This window comes from Streptomyces sp. 2-1 (genome assembly GCF_048564895.1).
In the GTDB taxonomy this organism is placed as follows: Bacteria; Actinomycetota; Actinomycetes; order Streptomycetales; family Streptomycetaceae; genus Streptomyces; species Streptomyces phaeochromogenes.
Genome location: NZ_CP183383.1, coordinates 6,216,809 through 6,230,339, shown reverse-complemented (window position 1 = coordinate 6,230,339; position 13,531 = coordinate 6,216,809). Strand labels below are relative to the sequence as shown.

The 13,531-nt window shown below is 69.2% G+C and carries 15 protein-coding genes; 8 read left to right on the top strand and 7 right to left on the bottom strand.

Annotated features, from left to right (window positions below):
* Positions 1–71 precede the first annotated feature (71 nt).
* Complete coding sequence (locus ACN20J_RS27675) at positions 72–581, top strand: MarR family winged helix-turn-helix transcriptional regulator (protein WP_419667032.1); 510 nt, start codon at positions 72–74, stop codon at positions 579–581.
* 30 nt (positions 582–611) lie between these two features.
* Here ACN20J_RS27675 and ACN20J_RS27670 read toward each other — a convergent pair whose 3' ends face one another.
* Positions 612–1,262 (bottom strand): FMN-dependent NADH-azoreductase, encoded by a 651-nt coding sequence (locus ACN20J_RS27670; protein WP_190228942.1) that lies wholly within the window; start codon positions 1,260–1,262, stop codon positions 612–614.
* Positions 1,263–1,421: 159 nt separating this feature from the next.
* Between ACN20J_RS27670 and ACN20J_RS27665 the strand changes: the two genes are divergently transcribed.
* The 3 genes from ACN20J_RS27665 (at position 1,422) to ACN20J_RS27655 (ending at position 3,685) form a co-directional block, all read left to right on the top strand.
* Positions 1,422–2,087, top strand: coding sequence for a nitroreductase (locus tag ACN20J_RS27665; RefSeq protein ID WP_361918289.1), 666 nt, complete (start codon positions 1,422–1,424; stop codon positions 2,085–2,087).
* Positions 2,088–2,158: 71 nt separating this feature from the next.
* A complete protein-coding gene (locus tag ACN20J_RS27660) occupies positions 2,159–2,956 on the top strand; it encodes a DUF899 domain-containing protein (RefSeq protein ID WP_419667031.1) in 798 nt (265 codons plus the stop codon).
* Positions 2,957–3,034: 78 nt separating this feature from the next.
* Positions 3,035–3,685, top strand: a complete 651-nt coding sequence (locus ACN20J_RS27655; RefSeq protein WP_419667030.1) for a uridine kinase family protein — start codon at positions 3,035–3,037, stop codon at positions 3,683–3,685.
* An 8-nt stretch (positions 3,686–3,693) separates the two neighbouring features.
* Here ACN20J_RS27655 and ACN20J_RS27650 read toward each other — a convergent pair whose 3' ends face one another.
* On the bottom strand, positions 3,694–3,894 hold the full coding sequence (locus ACN20J_RS27650; RefSeq protein ID WP_055616380.1) for a hypothetical protein: 201 nt from the start codon (positions 3,892–3,894) through the stop codon (positions 3,694–3,696).
* Positions 3,891–4,115 (bottom strand): hypothetical protein, encoded by a 225-nt coding sequence (locus ACN20J_RS27645; protein WP_189836838.1) that lies wholly within the window; start codon positions 4,113–4,115, stop codon positions 3,891–3,893. The genes ACN20J_RS27650 and ACN20J_RS27645 overlap by 4 nt, the downstream gene beginning before the upstream one ends.
* 115 nt (positions 4,116–4,230) lie before the next feature.
* On the opposite strand from ACN20J_RS27645, the gene ACN20J_RS27640 reads away from it, so the two are divergent.
* The 3 genes from ACN20J_RS27640 to ACN20J_RS27630 all read left to right on the top strand — a co-directional run bounded on the left by ACN20J_RS27640 (position 4,231) and on the right by ACN20J_RS27630 (position 6,365).
* Positions 4,231–5,070: a helix-turn-helix domain-containing protein gene (locus tag ACN20J_RS27640; RefSeq protein ID WP_419667029.1), complete on the top strand. Its 840-nt coding sequence runs from the start codon at positions 4,231–4,233 to the stop codon at positions 5,068–5,070.
* On the top strand, positions 5,054–5,242 hold the full coding sequence (locus tag ACN20J_RS27635) for a DUF397 domain-containing protein (protein ID WP_419667028.1): 189 nt from the start codon (positions 5,054–5,056) through the stop codon (positions 5,240–5,242). The genes ACN20J_RS27640 and ACN20J_RS27635 overlap by 17 nt, the downstream gene beginning before the upstream one ends.
* 226 nt (positions 5,243–5,468) lie before the next feature.
* Entirely contained in the window at positions 5,469–6,365 is an 897-nt protein-coding gene (locus ACN20J_RS27630) for a hypothetical protein (RefSeq protein WP_419667027.1), read from the top strand.
* A 169-nt stretch (positions 6,366–6,534) separates the two neighbouring features.
* Here the strand turns inward: ACN20J_RS27630 and ACN20J_RS27625 are convergent, their stop codons facing one another.
* Positions 6,535–7,659, bottom strand: a complete 1,125-nt coding sequence (locus tag ACN20J_RS27625) for an NADH:flavin oxidoreductase (RefSeq protein WP_419667026.1) — start codon at positions 7,657–7,659, stop codon at positions 6,535–6,537.
* A gap of 278 nt (positions 7,660–7,937) precedes the next feature.
* Between ACN20J_RS27625 and ACN20J_RS27620 the strand changes: the two genes are divergently transcribed.
* Positions 7,938–10,430, top strand: a complete 2,493-nt coding sequence (locus tag ACN20J_RS27620) for a phospholipase D-like domain-containing protein (protein WP_419667025.1) — start codon at positions 7,938–7,940, stop codon at positions 10,428–10,430.
* Positions 10,431–10,602: 172 nt separating this feature from the next.
* On the opposite strand, the gene groL is transcribed toward ACN20J_RS27620, so the two are convergent.
* The 3 genes from groL to ACN20J_RS27605 all read right to left on the bottom strand — a co-directional run bounded on the left by groL (position 10,603) and on the right by ACN20J_RS27605 (position 13,514).
* Positions 10,603–12,228 carry a chaperonin GroEL gene (gene groL, locus ACN20J_RS27615; protein WP_189836829.1) on the bottom strand — a complete coding sequence of 542 codons (1,626 nt, stop codon included), beginning with the start codon at positions 12,226–12,228 and terminating at the stop codon, positions 10,603–10,605.
* 347 nt (positions 12,229–12,575) lie between these two features.
* Complete coding sequence (locus tag ACN20J_RS27610; protein WP_007493268.1) at positions 12,576–12,782, bottom strand: cold-shock protein; 207 nt, start codon at positions 12,780–12,782, stop codon at positions 12,576–12,578.
* 456 nt (positions 12,783–13,238) lie between these two features.
* Positions 13,239–13,514: a MoaD/ThiS family protein gene (locus tag ACN20J_RS27605; protein WP_189836828.1), complete on the bottom strand. Its 276-nt coding sequence runs from the start codon at positions 13,512–13,514 to the stop codon at positions 13,239–13,241.
* Between the last annotated feature and the right edge of the window lie 17 nt (positions 13,515–13,531).

Sequence of the window (13,531 nt, the reverse complement as noted above, 5' to 3'; positions counted from 1 at the left end):
GCGCACCCCGCAGCCGCATATCGTTTCAATCGATACCGTATCGATTGAATTAACAGCGGTAACATGCCCCCATGACCGCCGACGCTTCCCACCCCGACACCACCGCCGCCACCGCCACTACCGCCGCGCGCGCGACCGAACGCCCCGGGGACGCCTCGCCCTTCGCGCTCGGTCTGCTGCTGCGGCAGGCGCACTGGCGGGCGGCGGCGGTGATGTCGGAGGCGCTTCGGCCGCTCGGCATCGAGTTGCGGCACTTCGCCGTGCTGATCGTGCTCGTCGACCGCGGCCCCACCGTGCAGCGGGACCTGGCGGCGGCGACGGGGACGGACAAGGCGGGGATCATGCGGGTCGTCGACGACCTGGAGCGCAAGGGTCTCGCCGTACGCAAGTCCGTTCCGGGGGACCGACGGGTGCGGGCGGTGGAGATCACGCCCCAGGGCATCGAGCTCTTCGACGCGGCCCACGCGGGGGCGGCGGCGCCGGCCGAGAGCCTGGTCGCGGGCCTGAAGCCCGGCGAGCCCGAGCAACTGACCGACCTGCTGACCCGGTTCGCCTATCCCGCGGCGGACGGCGCGGCGTAGGCGCGGGCGCCGGCACGTACGCGGAGCGGACTACGCGGCGAGGCGCTCCGCGAGTGCCTTCGCCTTGGCGGTCGCGTCGGCGAAGGCGCGCTCGCGCGAGACCTCGTACAGGGGAATCAGCTCGGACATGGCCGGGTTGGTGGGGGCCATGGTGAGTTCCGGGACGATGAATTCGAGGTCCAGGCCGAGGGCACCCTGGAGGACGACCTCCAGGTAGTTCTGCACGAACTCGAAGCCCTCGCGCGGGGTGCCCGGCGCGTATGAGCCACCGCGGCTGGCCACGACGACGACCGGCGTGCCCTTCGCGGACGGCGCCTCGCCCGCCGTACGGCCGAGCAGGAACACGTTGTCCAGCCACGCCTTGAGGGTCGAGGGGATCGAGTAGTTGTGCATGGGCGCGCCGATCAGGACGGCGTCCGCACGCTCCAGCTCCTCCATGAGCCGCACGCGCTCGCCGAACGCGGCGGCCTGCTCCGGCGTGCGCTCGGACGGGTCCGTGAACCCGGCGGACCAGGCGGCGGCGGTGATGTGCGGGACCGGGTGGGCGGCGAGGTCGCGGTGGATCACCCTGCCCTCCGGGTGCTGCTCCTCCCATGCCTTGCGGAAGGCGTCCGCGACCGAACGGGACGAGGACGCCTCGCCCGGGAGCACGGACGAGTCGATGTGCAGCAGCGTGGTCATGCGCTTTCTCCAAGGATGCGGGTGGCCCGGGCGGAGAGCCGGGGCAGATGGCTCGTACTCGACGACAGTTAAACACGAGAAGGTATCGAATGATACCGTCGTGGTCGAGACGGAAAAAGTGACGTGGAGCAGCGGCGAGCAGATGGGAGGTAGACGGCCTTGGACGTCTACGAGGCGGTCACGAGCCGACGGGCGGTGCGCGAATTCACCGACCGGCGTGTCCCGAGGCAGGCACTTGAGCGCGTACTGTCCACGGCGGCCTGGTCGCCGTCCGCGTCGAACCTCCAGCCGTGGCACGCCTACGTGCTGACCGACGGTCCGCTGGCCGGGCTCAAGAAGCGCGCCGGTGAGCGCCTGGCCGCGGGCGACCCCTGGGACGAGCCGGAGTACGAGATGTACCCGCCCGCGCTCAAGTCCCCGTACCGGGAACGCCGTTCCGCCTTCGGCGAGCAGCGCTACGGCTCGCTCGGCATTCCGCGCGAGGACCTGGAGGCGCGCCAGCGGGCCGCCGCCGCGAACTGGGAGTGCTTCGGCGCGCCCGCGGCCCTGTTCTGCTACATCGACCGCGATCTGGGCCCGGCGCAGTGGTCCGACGTCGGCATGTATCTGCAGACGGTCATGCTGCTGCTCCGCGCCGAAGGGCTGCACAGCTGTACGCAGATGGCGTGGGCGAAGTACCACCGGACCGTCGCGGAGTTTCTGGCACCCCCGGACGAGCTCACTCTCTTCTGCGGCATGTCGATCGGGTTCGAGGACGCCACAGTGGGATACACCCGTACGGGCCGGGCTCCGCTCGACGAGACGGTCGTGTTCGTCGAGGCTTGAGTCCGACGAAAGCAGAAAGCGGAGAGCGGAAAGCAGCGGATAGGCGGATAGCAGCTGGGAGGCGGCCCGCGATGGCGACGATGGGGAACCTGCCCGAGGTGGTGTCACGCGAGGAGTGGCTCGCGGCCCGCAAGGAACTGCTGACGAAGGAGAAGGAGCTCACGCGGGCACGCGACCGGGTGAACGCCGACCGGCGGCGCCTGCCGATGGTCCGCGTCGACAAGCCGTACGCCTTCGAGGGCCCGGACGGGACCGTGTCCCTGCTCGACCTGTTCGAGGGTCGGCCCCAGCTGGTCATGCACCACTTCATGTGGACGTACGACATCGACGCCGACGGCACCGAGCACCCCCGCGACACCGGCTGCCCGAGCTGCTCCTCCGCCGCCGACGGCATCGCCGGACTGCGCCAACTGCACGCCCGCGACACGACGTTGGCCGCGGTGAGCCGCGCGCCCTACGCGAAGCTCGCCGCCTACCGCGAGCGGATGGGCTGGACGTTCCCCTGGTACTCCTCGGCCGACGGCGACTTCAACTACGACTTCCACGCGACGGTCGACGACCGCGTCGCGCCGGTCCAGGTCTTCCACCGCACCGAGGCCGAGCTCGCCGAGGCCGGAATGCCCTGGTCGGAGAGCATGCGCGGCGACTGGCCGGGCATGAGCGCGTTCCTGCGGGTGGGCGACGAGGTGTTCCACACGTACTCGACCTTCGGCCGCGGCATCGAGGAGTTCCACAACGGCTACCCCTGGCTCGACCTCACCGCGCTCGGCCGCCAGGAGGCCTGGGAGGAGCCGAAGGACCGCGCGGCCCCGCGCGGCATGGAGGTCGGCGGCCCCGGGATGCGCATCCCGGACGAGTACGACGTGTGAGACGGGACGTGTGACGCGGGATGAGGCGGAACGCGTAAAGCGGGACGCGTGAGGCGGGACATGTGAGGCGGGTTGTCTATGCGGCTGCATCCGGGCGAGACCGAGGCCGTCGGCTGGCGGGTGGTGACCGTGCTCGACGCCGTCCGGCAGCTGCGCGGGGCATCGCCCCACGTCACCGGACGTCCGCGCGTGATCGCGATCGACGGCCGGGGAGGCGCCGGCAAGACGAGCCTGGCCGAGCGCCTGCGCAAGGCGGTGCCCGAGTCCGCCGTCGTGCACACCGACGACATCGCCTGGAACCACGCCTGCTTCGACTGGGGCGCCGCGCTCGCCGAGCACATCCTGCGCCCCCTGCACCGGGGTGAGCCGGTGGACTTCCGCCCTGCCCCCTGGATCACGCACGACCGGCCCGGGTCGATCACCGTCCCCGCCGGTGCGGACGTCATCTGGGTCGAGGGCACCGGCATCATCCGCGAGGAGCTCGCCCCGTGGCTGGACGCCTCGGTGTGGATGCAGGGCGACCTCGACGAGCAGGAGCGGTTGCTGTCCGCCCGTGACGGCGACTCCCCCGAGCAGCGGGAGCACGTGGCCAACTGGCTGCGGGAGGAACTGCCGTTCATGCTCCGGGAACAGCCGTGGGCCCGGGCCACCCTCATCGTCGCCGGCCCTCCGTGGACCGCCCACGACCCGGACACGGAGTTGGTCGTAGCCCCGCCGACGGACCCCTAGGCAGCCCCTCACGGCAGCCGCCCCTCCCAGTTGAGCCGCCGCACCCGCGCCCGCAGCACCTCCCCCACCGGAGCCTCACCCACCGCCTCCGGCGGACAGTCCCACTCCCGACCGCCACCCACGGGCCGCAACTGTACGTAGCCGCCCTCGCGCCCCATGACCTGCCCGACCCGACCGTCGCGCAGGTCGACCGCGTACTCCCGGCTCACGCGTCCCCACCCGCCGCCCCGCGCAGCGCGTCGGCCAGCCGAACCGCCGTCCGTACGTTGCAACGCCCCAGCTCCACCAGGGCGTACGGTTCGCCGGTGGCCGCCGTCACCGGGTCGACGCCGAGCGACGGCAGCGCGATGCCCGCCCCCTCCAGGGCCGCCCGAAGGCACGCCACCGCGTCCTCCGTCGACCGCACCCGCTGACTCGACGTCATCTCCATCGCGCCCTGCCTCCACTCTGAGTGTTCACGTTCACCACACAGAGTGGCCGTCCCAGCTCTAACCTGGCCAGAGACGGCGCCCCAACAACCCCACTTGTCGGACAGGGAGTTGCGCATGGCAGGGCCGAAGGATCTCGACCCGTCCTCATCACCCCGTGCGCTGCTGGGCGCGGAACTGAGACACGCGCGCGAGAAGAAGGGGCTGAGCCAGGAACAGTTGGGCCAAAGGCTGTTCGTAAGTGGGTCCTTCATCGGCCAGTTGGAGGCGGGGACTCGTCGTATGCAGGCGGAGTACGCGCGCATGCTTGACGACGCCCTTGAGACGGCGGACTTCTTCGCACGGAACTGCAAGGCGGCAGCCAAGTCGAAGCATCCGGAGCACTTCGCCGACGCGGTGGAAGCGGAGGAGCAGGCCACGGCGATCCGGCAGTACGCGCCGCTGCTGATCCCCGGCCTGCTCCAGACTCCTGCGTATGCGCGGACCGTGTTCCGTGCGTACCGACCGACGGCATCGGACGCGAAGCTCGACGAGATGGTGGCGCTCCGGATGGACCGAGCCCGCATCCTCGGCGGTCCAACAGAACCGTTGTTGTGGGTGGTGATCGACGAGGCCGCACTGCGCCGCGTGACGGGCGGACGCCAAGTGATGGCGGAAGCCCTACGCCACGTCGTCGCCGTGGCGCGCCGCAACCAGGCCATCGTGCAGGTCATCCCGTTCGGAGCCGGTGCGCATGCGTCGATGGAGGGTTCGATCAAGCTGATGGACTTCGATGACGCTCCACCACTGCTCTTCCTGGAAGCGGTCGGAACCGGCCGACTGGAAGACGACCCCCTCACCGTCAAGCAACAGCGGCGCAGCTTCGAACTGCTCACGGCCTGCGCGCTGTCGCCGGACAGCTCCCTGGCCCTCATCGGGACGATGGCGCAGGATTACGCTCATGAGGAACACCCCTGACACCTGGCGCAAGTCGACGTACAGCGGCGGGAGCGGAGCCGACTGCCTGGAAGTGGCCCCCGGCCACCCCACCCACGTCCCCGTGCGCGACTCCAAGAACCCCCTCGGCCCGAAGCTCAAGTTCCGGGCCGAGGCATGGTCGGCGTTCGTCGAGAACCTCAAGCAGGACTAGGCATCAGCCGCCCCGAAGCTCAAGCGCCGAGCTTCGAGCCCTGCTTCTGAGGATTGGGCGGTGGGCTTCAACCCACCCACCCTCCCTGCGAGTTGACTCGACGCGACCGGTTTGCCACGGACAGTCACAAGGGTCTAGCGTGCCCGGATAACGAACAGCCCCCGCTCGGTGCTTGCAGGCACCCGCGGGGGCTTGACCTACGAGATCGAAGGACAAGTTCGATCCCATGGCTGATGCCAAGCTTAGTGCTGCCTTCCTGCCCGTGCACGCGACCCCACCCCACCCGATGGCCAATCCGGGTTACGGAAAACGCGCCGCACCGGACCAACACCCCCGAACGGCACAGGACTTCGCCCACCTCCCACCCCGCGAGGCGGCCGTCGCCGCGTACATCGACCGGCTTCCCGGCGGCGCCGACATCTCCGTAAAGACGCTGGCCAAGACGCTCCCGTACGGCCAGTGCGCACTCCGGACGGCCCTCAACAACCTCCAACGGGCGGGCCACTTGCGCCGGGGTCGCGAACACCTGGCCGACTCGGGCAGCCGCCGCTGGATCACCCGAACGTGGTTCTCGCGGACGGCGCGGAACGACGACTGGTGGGCGGCGTTCACGAGGGGCGACGTACCGCAGGAGCCACAGGAGCCGTCGGACAGACAGGGCCCGACCCGCTCACGCGCGTACATCCTGCTCGCGGCGCTAGGCCGCACCGCACCATCGCTGTCGCTCTCCAAGGCGGCCTGCGCGGAACTCGCCCCGCTGCTCACGGAGTGGTTCGCGAGGGGTGCGAGCGACGAACACGTACTCCGGTCCCTGACGGCAGGCCTACCGACCCCGATCCACCACCCGGCGGCCCTGATCCGCACCCGCCTCACCACGAAGCTCCCCCCGGAACGGGAACCGGGGCCGACTCCGCCGCGACGCCCACCCCTCCGCGTACTGGAGTGCGCGAAGTGCGGCACACCGGGCCGCCCGGAGGCCCTGCCGGGCGGCACCTGTGGCCCGTGCCGGGGCGAGGCCGGGCCCACCCCGGACTCCACACCACTCACGGCCTCCGCAGTACGCACCCACGCGGCCGACATCCGCGCCGCGATGGCCAACCGCAGACAAGGAAGCCACACATGACCTCCTGGAAGCCCGCAACCGCCTCCGCGGCGGTACGCGCACTCGCCGACGATGTCCATGTGCTGAAGGTCGGCCGCAGCGCGTGACCCACCCGCGCAACGCCGAGGGCGGCGCCCCCGCAAGAAGGGGTGCCGCCCTCGCCGTACAACAGCCGTCCGTGTTGGTCGGCTCAGCTGAGTGAGCCCAGTGCCGCCGCGTCGTACGCCCCCAGCTCGGCGAAGCGGCCGTCGAGGACCTTCGCCGCCCACTGGGGGTCCTGGAGGAGGGCGCGGCCAACGGCCACCATGTCGAACTCGTCGCTCTCCAGGCGGTCCAGCAGGTCGTCGATGCCCCTGGCCGGGGCGCCCTCGCCCTGGAAACCCTTGAGGAAGTCGCCGTCGAGGCCGACCGAGCCGACGGTGATGACCGGCCTGCCCGTGAGCTTCTTCGTCCAGCCGGCCAGGTTCAGGTCCGAGCCGTCGAACTCCGGGCGCCAGTAGCGGCGGGTGGAGGCATGGAAGGCGTCCACACCGGCCGCCACGAGCGGGGCCAGCAGCGCCTCCAGCTCCTCCGGCGTCTCGGCGAGGCGTGCCTCGTACGCCTGCTGCTTCCACTGCGAGAAGCGGAAGATGATCGGGAAGGCCGGCGAGACGGCGGCACGCACCGCGGCCACGATCTCCGCGGCGAACTGCGTCCGCGCGACCAGGTCGCCGCCGTACGCGTCGGTGCGACGGTTGGTCCCGGCCCACAGGAACTGGTCGATCAGGTAACCGTGCGCGCCGTGCAGTTCGACCCCGTCGAAGCCGATGCGCTCGGCGGCGGCAGCGGCCTCGGCGAAGGCCTGGATGACGTCGTCCAGGTCCTGCTGGGTCATGGCCTGACCGGTGACCTTGGCGCCTTCGGTGTGGATACCGGACGGGCTGACGGACGGGGCGTCCGCGAACGGCGGCTCACCGGCCCTGCGCACACTCCCGATGTGCCAGAGCTGCGGCACGATCTTCCCGCCCGCCGCGTGCACGGCCTCGGCGACCTTCGCCCACCCGGCCAGCTGCTCGTCCCCGTGGAAGCGGGGGATGTCGTCGCTCTGCCCGGCCGACTCATGGCCCACGTACGTGCCCTCGGTGACGATGAGACCGACCCCGGCGGCGGCCCGGCGCGCGTAGTACGACGCCACGTCCTCCCCCGGAACACCGCCCGTCGAGAACTGCCGGGTCATTGGCGCCATCGCGATCCGGTTCGGAACGGTCAGGCCGTTGAGGGCGACGGGCCGGGAAAGGATCTCGGCCGCGCGGGAGGCGGAGGGGGCGACAGTCACGTAGGGGCTCCTTGTGGGGGTGGAGTGGTCGAGCGGGTCGGTCGATCTGCGGATCCGTGCGTACGTATGCGCATCCCCGTTGGTATGTGCATACGCATGGATCACTCCCCCCATTAACCACCCCGGTGACCAGGACATTCCACTTCCCCGCCTCCGACCCCCCGTGATCCCGGCCACACCTCCGTACCCGATCAAGGCCGATCTGTTCGCGCGCGTGATCGATCAAGTGATCTATAAAGTGTGGTGGCCATCAACACCACTCGAACGCAAGGGAACAGATGGGTAGACAGATACGGTGGACGGCCGCTCTCGCCGTCCCCCTCGCCCTCGGAGCGGCACTGCTCGCTCCTACGACCACCGCCCAGGCGGAGACGGTCGTCTCCGGGAACTACACCTCGGTCTTCAACTACCCGAGGCCCACGGGCGCCCAGGACTTCTCGATCAGCACCGGCGCCGGTGAACTGATCGACCTCGCGGCGCCGGACTCGACCCTCTACATGGGGATGTTCCTGTTCAGCAGCGCGACCCTGCGGGAGAAGCTCGCCGCCGCGCAGACGCGGGGTGTGACCCTGCGCATCGTCGCGGAGGGCGCGAACTCCGGCGACCTGAGCCAGCTGCCGCTGACGGGCGACTCGACCCTCACACGGTGCAGCAACGGCTGCCTCGGCAACGGCTCGGGCGACACACGGGCGATCAACCACGACAAGTACATGGTGCTCGACGCGCTCACCGACGGCCGCAAGAACGTCGTCTGGCAGAGCTCGCAGAACCTCGCGGGCGGCCAGGACGGCGAGATCAACAACGCGGTCGTCGTGGCGAACAACGCGACCCTCGCCACCCGGTACCGCAACCACTTCGACGACCAGGTCGAGCACGCCGGCGACAGCCTGCACACGACGTACGACTACACCACGGGCGATCCGAACTCACCGGTCGAGGCGTACTTCTCCCCGCGTGACACGGCCTCGGACGCCACGCACTACGGCAACGCCGACATCCTCGCCTCCTTCATCGACCAGGTCGACTGCCGGAACGACGGCAAGATCAGGATCTCGGCGGCCGAGCTCGACCAGCGCACCACCCGCCCGGCCGTCTACGAGGCCCTGGAGGCCAAGAAGATCCAGGGCTGTGCCATCGACGCGAACGCCCGCGACCTCAGCGACGGCGGCGGCAACAACGGCATCAACGAGCTGGCCGGTCTCGACATCCCGGCCTACGGCAACCGCCCGGGCGGCTGCCGCTACAAGGCCACGGCGACCTCGTCCTGCAACCGCGGCACCGTGCACTCCAAGTACCTGCTGACGGAGTGGAAGAAGGAAGACGGCACCCAGGTCCAGCACGTGTACACGGGCTCCCACAACTGGACCGCGGGCTCGCTGAAGACCAACGACGAGACGATCCTGCGCATCGACGACGCGGGCACCTACCAGGCGTTCGTCGCCAACTTCAACAAGGCCCGCGCCCTCGTGGTCGACGTCGACGCCACGAAGTACGGCTCGACGTCCCAGCACTACTCCCGCGTCAACGTGAACGCCAACGGCGACCAGCACTACAGCGCCGTCGCCTCCGGTGGCACCTCCTCCGTCTACACGGCGGTCGTGTACGAGCAGGGCGACCGGCACGACGCCTCGGACACCGAGCTGGGCACCGACGTGTACATCCGCATGTACAAGGACGGCGTACCCCTCTGGGACGAGCAACTGCTGAGCAACAGCGGGACCGGTACCACCTGGTCGCACCAGAAGCCCGACGTCGGCGTGGACGACCAGGGCAACGCGATCGTCGTCTGGGCCAAGGACGACGACGGCAACAAGTACGCCGACATCGCCGTGCGCCGGATCACCCCGGCCGGCACGGTCACCACCCTGCCGCGCCCGCACGCCTCGGGTGACGGTGACCAGCTGCGGCCGACGGTCGCGGTGGCCGGCGACGGTTCCTACGGTGTCGCCTGGGAGAGCACGGCCGACGGCTCGACCCTCAACCAGGTGTACGCGAGCAGCTGGTCGCCGACCGGTGCCGCGCGCTACCAGGACGTCCAGGTCAGCACGATCAACTCCGGTGCGGCCGGGTCCAACCGTCGGCCCGACGCGGCGATCGACGACGCCGGGAACATGGTCGTCGCCTGGGAAGAGGACGCGGACGGCAACGGCGGCCTCAACATCGGGGTGGCGAAGCTGAACACCTCGGGCGGCTTCGCCGTGGCGCGCAAGGTGGCCAACTCGCTCACGGACGGGCAGCAGACCAGGCCCGCGCTGGCGTCGGCCGGTGACGGCCGGTTCGTGGTGGCGTGGACGGACGAGTACACCACCGGCACCGGCACCCTGGTCCGGGACCAGCGGATCCAGCACCGCATCTTCTCGGCGGCGGGCGCCGCCGCGGCGGCCGACCGGCGGACCACCGAGGACGACGCCGGAAGCGGCCCCTACGTCGACAGCAAGCGGCCGATCTCCGATCAGGCCGACGCCGACGTGGCGGTCGCCGACGACGGCAGCTTCGTCGTGGCGTGGAAGGAGGCCTTCGACGTGTTCCTCGGCAACCCCGCGACCCTGTACGCCGGCCAGGACGACGTCTGGGCCCGCGGCTTCAACGCGGACGGGACCGCGACCGACCGGCTCGTGCCCACCCGGATGAACGTGGTGACCGGCGGGGGCCAGGGCGGCCCGGCCGTGGCCCTGGCCGCGAACGGCCGTCTGGCGCTGACGTACTCGGACGACTACGACGGCAACGGCCACAACGAGATGCGCCTGCGGGACGCGTTCAAGAACGCCTGATCACGGCACCGTCGGCGGAACGTCGGCGGAACACCGGCGGAAACGCCCGAGGGCGGCACCCCTGGAATGGGGTGCCGCCCTCGTTCGCGTAATGCGAAGTACTGCGTAATGCGAACTGCGAAGTACTGCGTACCGCTATGAACCACCGAGCCTTGGCTGCTTGCGCAGGGGCTCAGAAGTCCATGTCACCGCCCGGCATGCCGCCCGGAGCGCCGCCGGCGGCGGCCTTCTCCGGCTTGTCGGCGATGACGGCCTCGGTGGTGAGGAACAGCGCGGCGATGGACGCGGCGTTCTGCAGGGCAGAGCGCGTGACCTTCGCCGGGTCGATGATGCCTTCGGCGATCATGTCGACGTACTCACCGGTCGCGGCGTTGAGGCCGTGGCCGACGGGAAGGTTGCGGACCTTCTCGACGATGACGCCACCCTCGAGGCCACCGTTGACGGCGATCTGCTTGAGCGGGGCCTCCAGGGCGAGCTTCACGGCGTTGGCGCCGGTCGCCTCGTCACCCTCCAGGTCCAGCTTCTCGAAGACCGAGGAGGCCTGGAGCAGGGCCACGCCACCACCGGCGACGATGCCCTCCTCGACGGCCGCCTTCGCGTTGCGAACGGCGTCCTCGATGCGGTGCTTGCGCTCCTTGAGCTCGACCTCGGTGGCGGCACCGGCCTTGATGACGGCCACGCCGCCGGCCAGCTTCGCCAGGCGCTCCTGGAGCTTCTCGCGGTCGTAGTCCGAGTCGGAGTTCTCGATCTCGGCACGGATCTGGTTGACGCGACCGGCAACCTGGTCCGCCGAACCCGAGCCGTCGACGATCGTCGTCTCGTCCTTGGTGATGACGATCTTGCGAGCGCGGCCGAGCAGCTCAAGGCCCGTGTTCTCGAGCTTGAGGCCGACCTCCTCGGAGATGACCTCGCCGCCCGTGAGGATGGCGATGTCGTTCAGCATCGCCTTGCGGCGGTCACCGAAGCCCGGGGCCTTGACGGCGACGGACTTGAAGGTGCCACGGATCTTGTTGACGACCAGGGTCGACAGGGCCTCGCCCTCGACGTCCTCGGCGATGATCAGCAGCGGCTTGCCCGACTGCATGACCTTCTCCAGGAGCGGGAGCAGGTCCTTGACGTTGGCGATCTTCGAGTTGGCGATCAGGATGTAGGGGTCGTCGAGGACGGCCTCCATACGCTCCATGTCCGTGGCGAAGTACGCCGAGATGTAGCCCTTGTCGAAGCGCATACCCTCGGTGAGCTCGAGCTCCAGACCGAAGGTCTGGGACTCCTCGACCGTGATGACGCCTTCCTTGCCGACCTTGTCCATCGCCTCGGCGATGAGCTCGCCGATCTGGGTGTCGGCGGCGGAGATGGAGGCCGTCGAAGCGATCTGCTCCTTGGTCTCGACATCCTTGGCCTGCTCAAGGAGGGCACCGGAGACGGCCTCGACGGCCTTCTCGATACCGCGCTTGAGAGCCATCGGGTTGGCGCCGGCGGCGACGTTGCGAAGGCCCTCGCGGACCAGCGCCTGCGCCAGAACGGTCGCGGTGGTCGTACCGTCACCGGCGACGTCGTCCGTCTTCTTGGCGACTTCCTTGACCAGCTCAGCGCCGATCTTCTCGTACGGGTCCTCGAGCTCGATCTCCTTGGCGATGGAAACACCATCGTTGGTGATCGTGGGGGCGCCCCACTTCTTCTCGAGGACGACGTTGCGACCCTTGGGACCAAGGGTGACCTTGACGGCGTCGGCGAGCTGGTTCATCCCGCGCTCGAGACCGCGCCGTGCCTCCTCGTCGAACGCGATGATCTTGGCCATGTGAAGTGGTCCTCCCGGACTGGGGTGGAATCTCCAGGACCGCGCCCGCGCCCGCGACGGACGGCCTGCCGACCTCGTGGTTCCTTGCCCCACCTGGCCAGCGGGCCTCACCGACCCGGTCCTCGTTATCACTCTCACCTTCAGAGTGCTAACGCCAATGATTAGCACTCGACCCATGCGAGTGCAAGCGGCTCAGGATGATCCGCAGGTGGGAGCAGGTGGGAAGAGAGTGAGAAGAGGGGGCGCGGACGGCGCGGACCGGCGCCCGGGCGTGCCGAAGGGCCCGCACCCCGTGGGGTACGAGCCCTTCGGAAGAAGAACGTCGCTGCAGTAAGTCGGCGCGTGCTTCAGCCGGTCGCCAGTCGGACCATGTCCGCCTGCGGCCCCTTCTGGCCTTGCGAGATCTCAAAATCGACCCGCTGACCCTCTTCCAGGGTGCGGTAGCCGTCCATCTGAATCGCGCTGTAGTGGACGAAAACATCCGCACCACCGTCGACCGCGATGAAGCCGTACCCCTTCTCCGCGTTGAACCATTTGACGGTGCCCTGAGCCATGCCTAACTCCCCTATTACTGGCCCTTGCACAGACCCGCACTTCGCGGATCCGGGTCAGACCTCACCCCCCAACGGTTGGGGGTGTGCGCCGGAACGCGTCGACCGCGGCTGAATGTATCCGTCCAACTGCCGTCTGCAACAGGTCAATCCGACGAGAATTCCGGGCACGACCGATCGGGAATATGTGAAGAATTCACGAAGATTCAGGGCAAGTCGGGCCCCATGAATGCCATAAAAGGCTCAAAAAGGCGGGGCACTTTGGCTACTTCTTGTCGGGCTTCGGGCGGGATCTCAATGCGCCCGGCGTGCGGATCGAAGCAGGTTCCCCAACTGTACCGCGCTCAACCATACAGAATTGCCCCCTCCGCTTCTCTCACGGAGGGGGCAATTCGATGAACTCTCAGTGACGGCAGTTACCGAAGGTAATGATCAGCCCTCGGCACGGCTCCCGACGGGTCAGCCGCCGGCGACGGCGGGAATGATCGACACCCCGGCCCCGTCCGGCGTCGCCGTCTCCAGCCCCTGCTCGAAGCGGACGTCGTCGTCGTTCACGTACACGTTGACGAACCGCCGCAGCTGTCCCTGGTCGTCCAGGACCCGGGCTGAGATCCCGGCGTGGTTCTTCTCCAGATCGGCGATGACCGCACCGAGAGTCCCACCCTCGGCGGAAACCTCGGCCTGGCCGCCCGTGTAGGTGCGCAGGATGGTGGGGATACGAACGTTGACGCTCATGGGGTTAGACCTCCGTC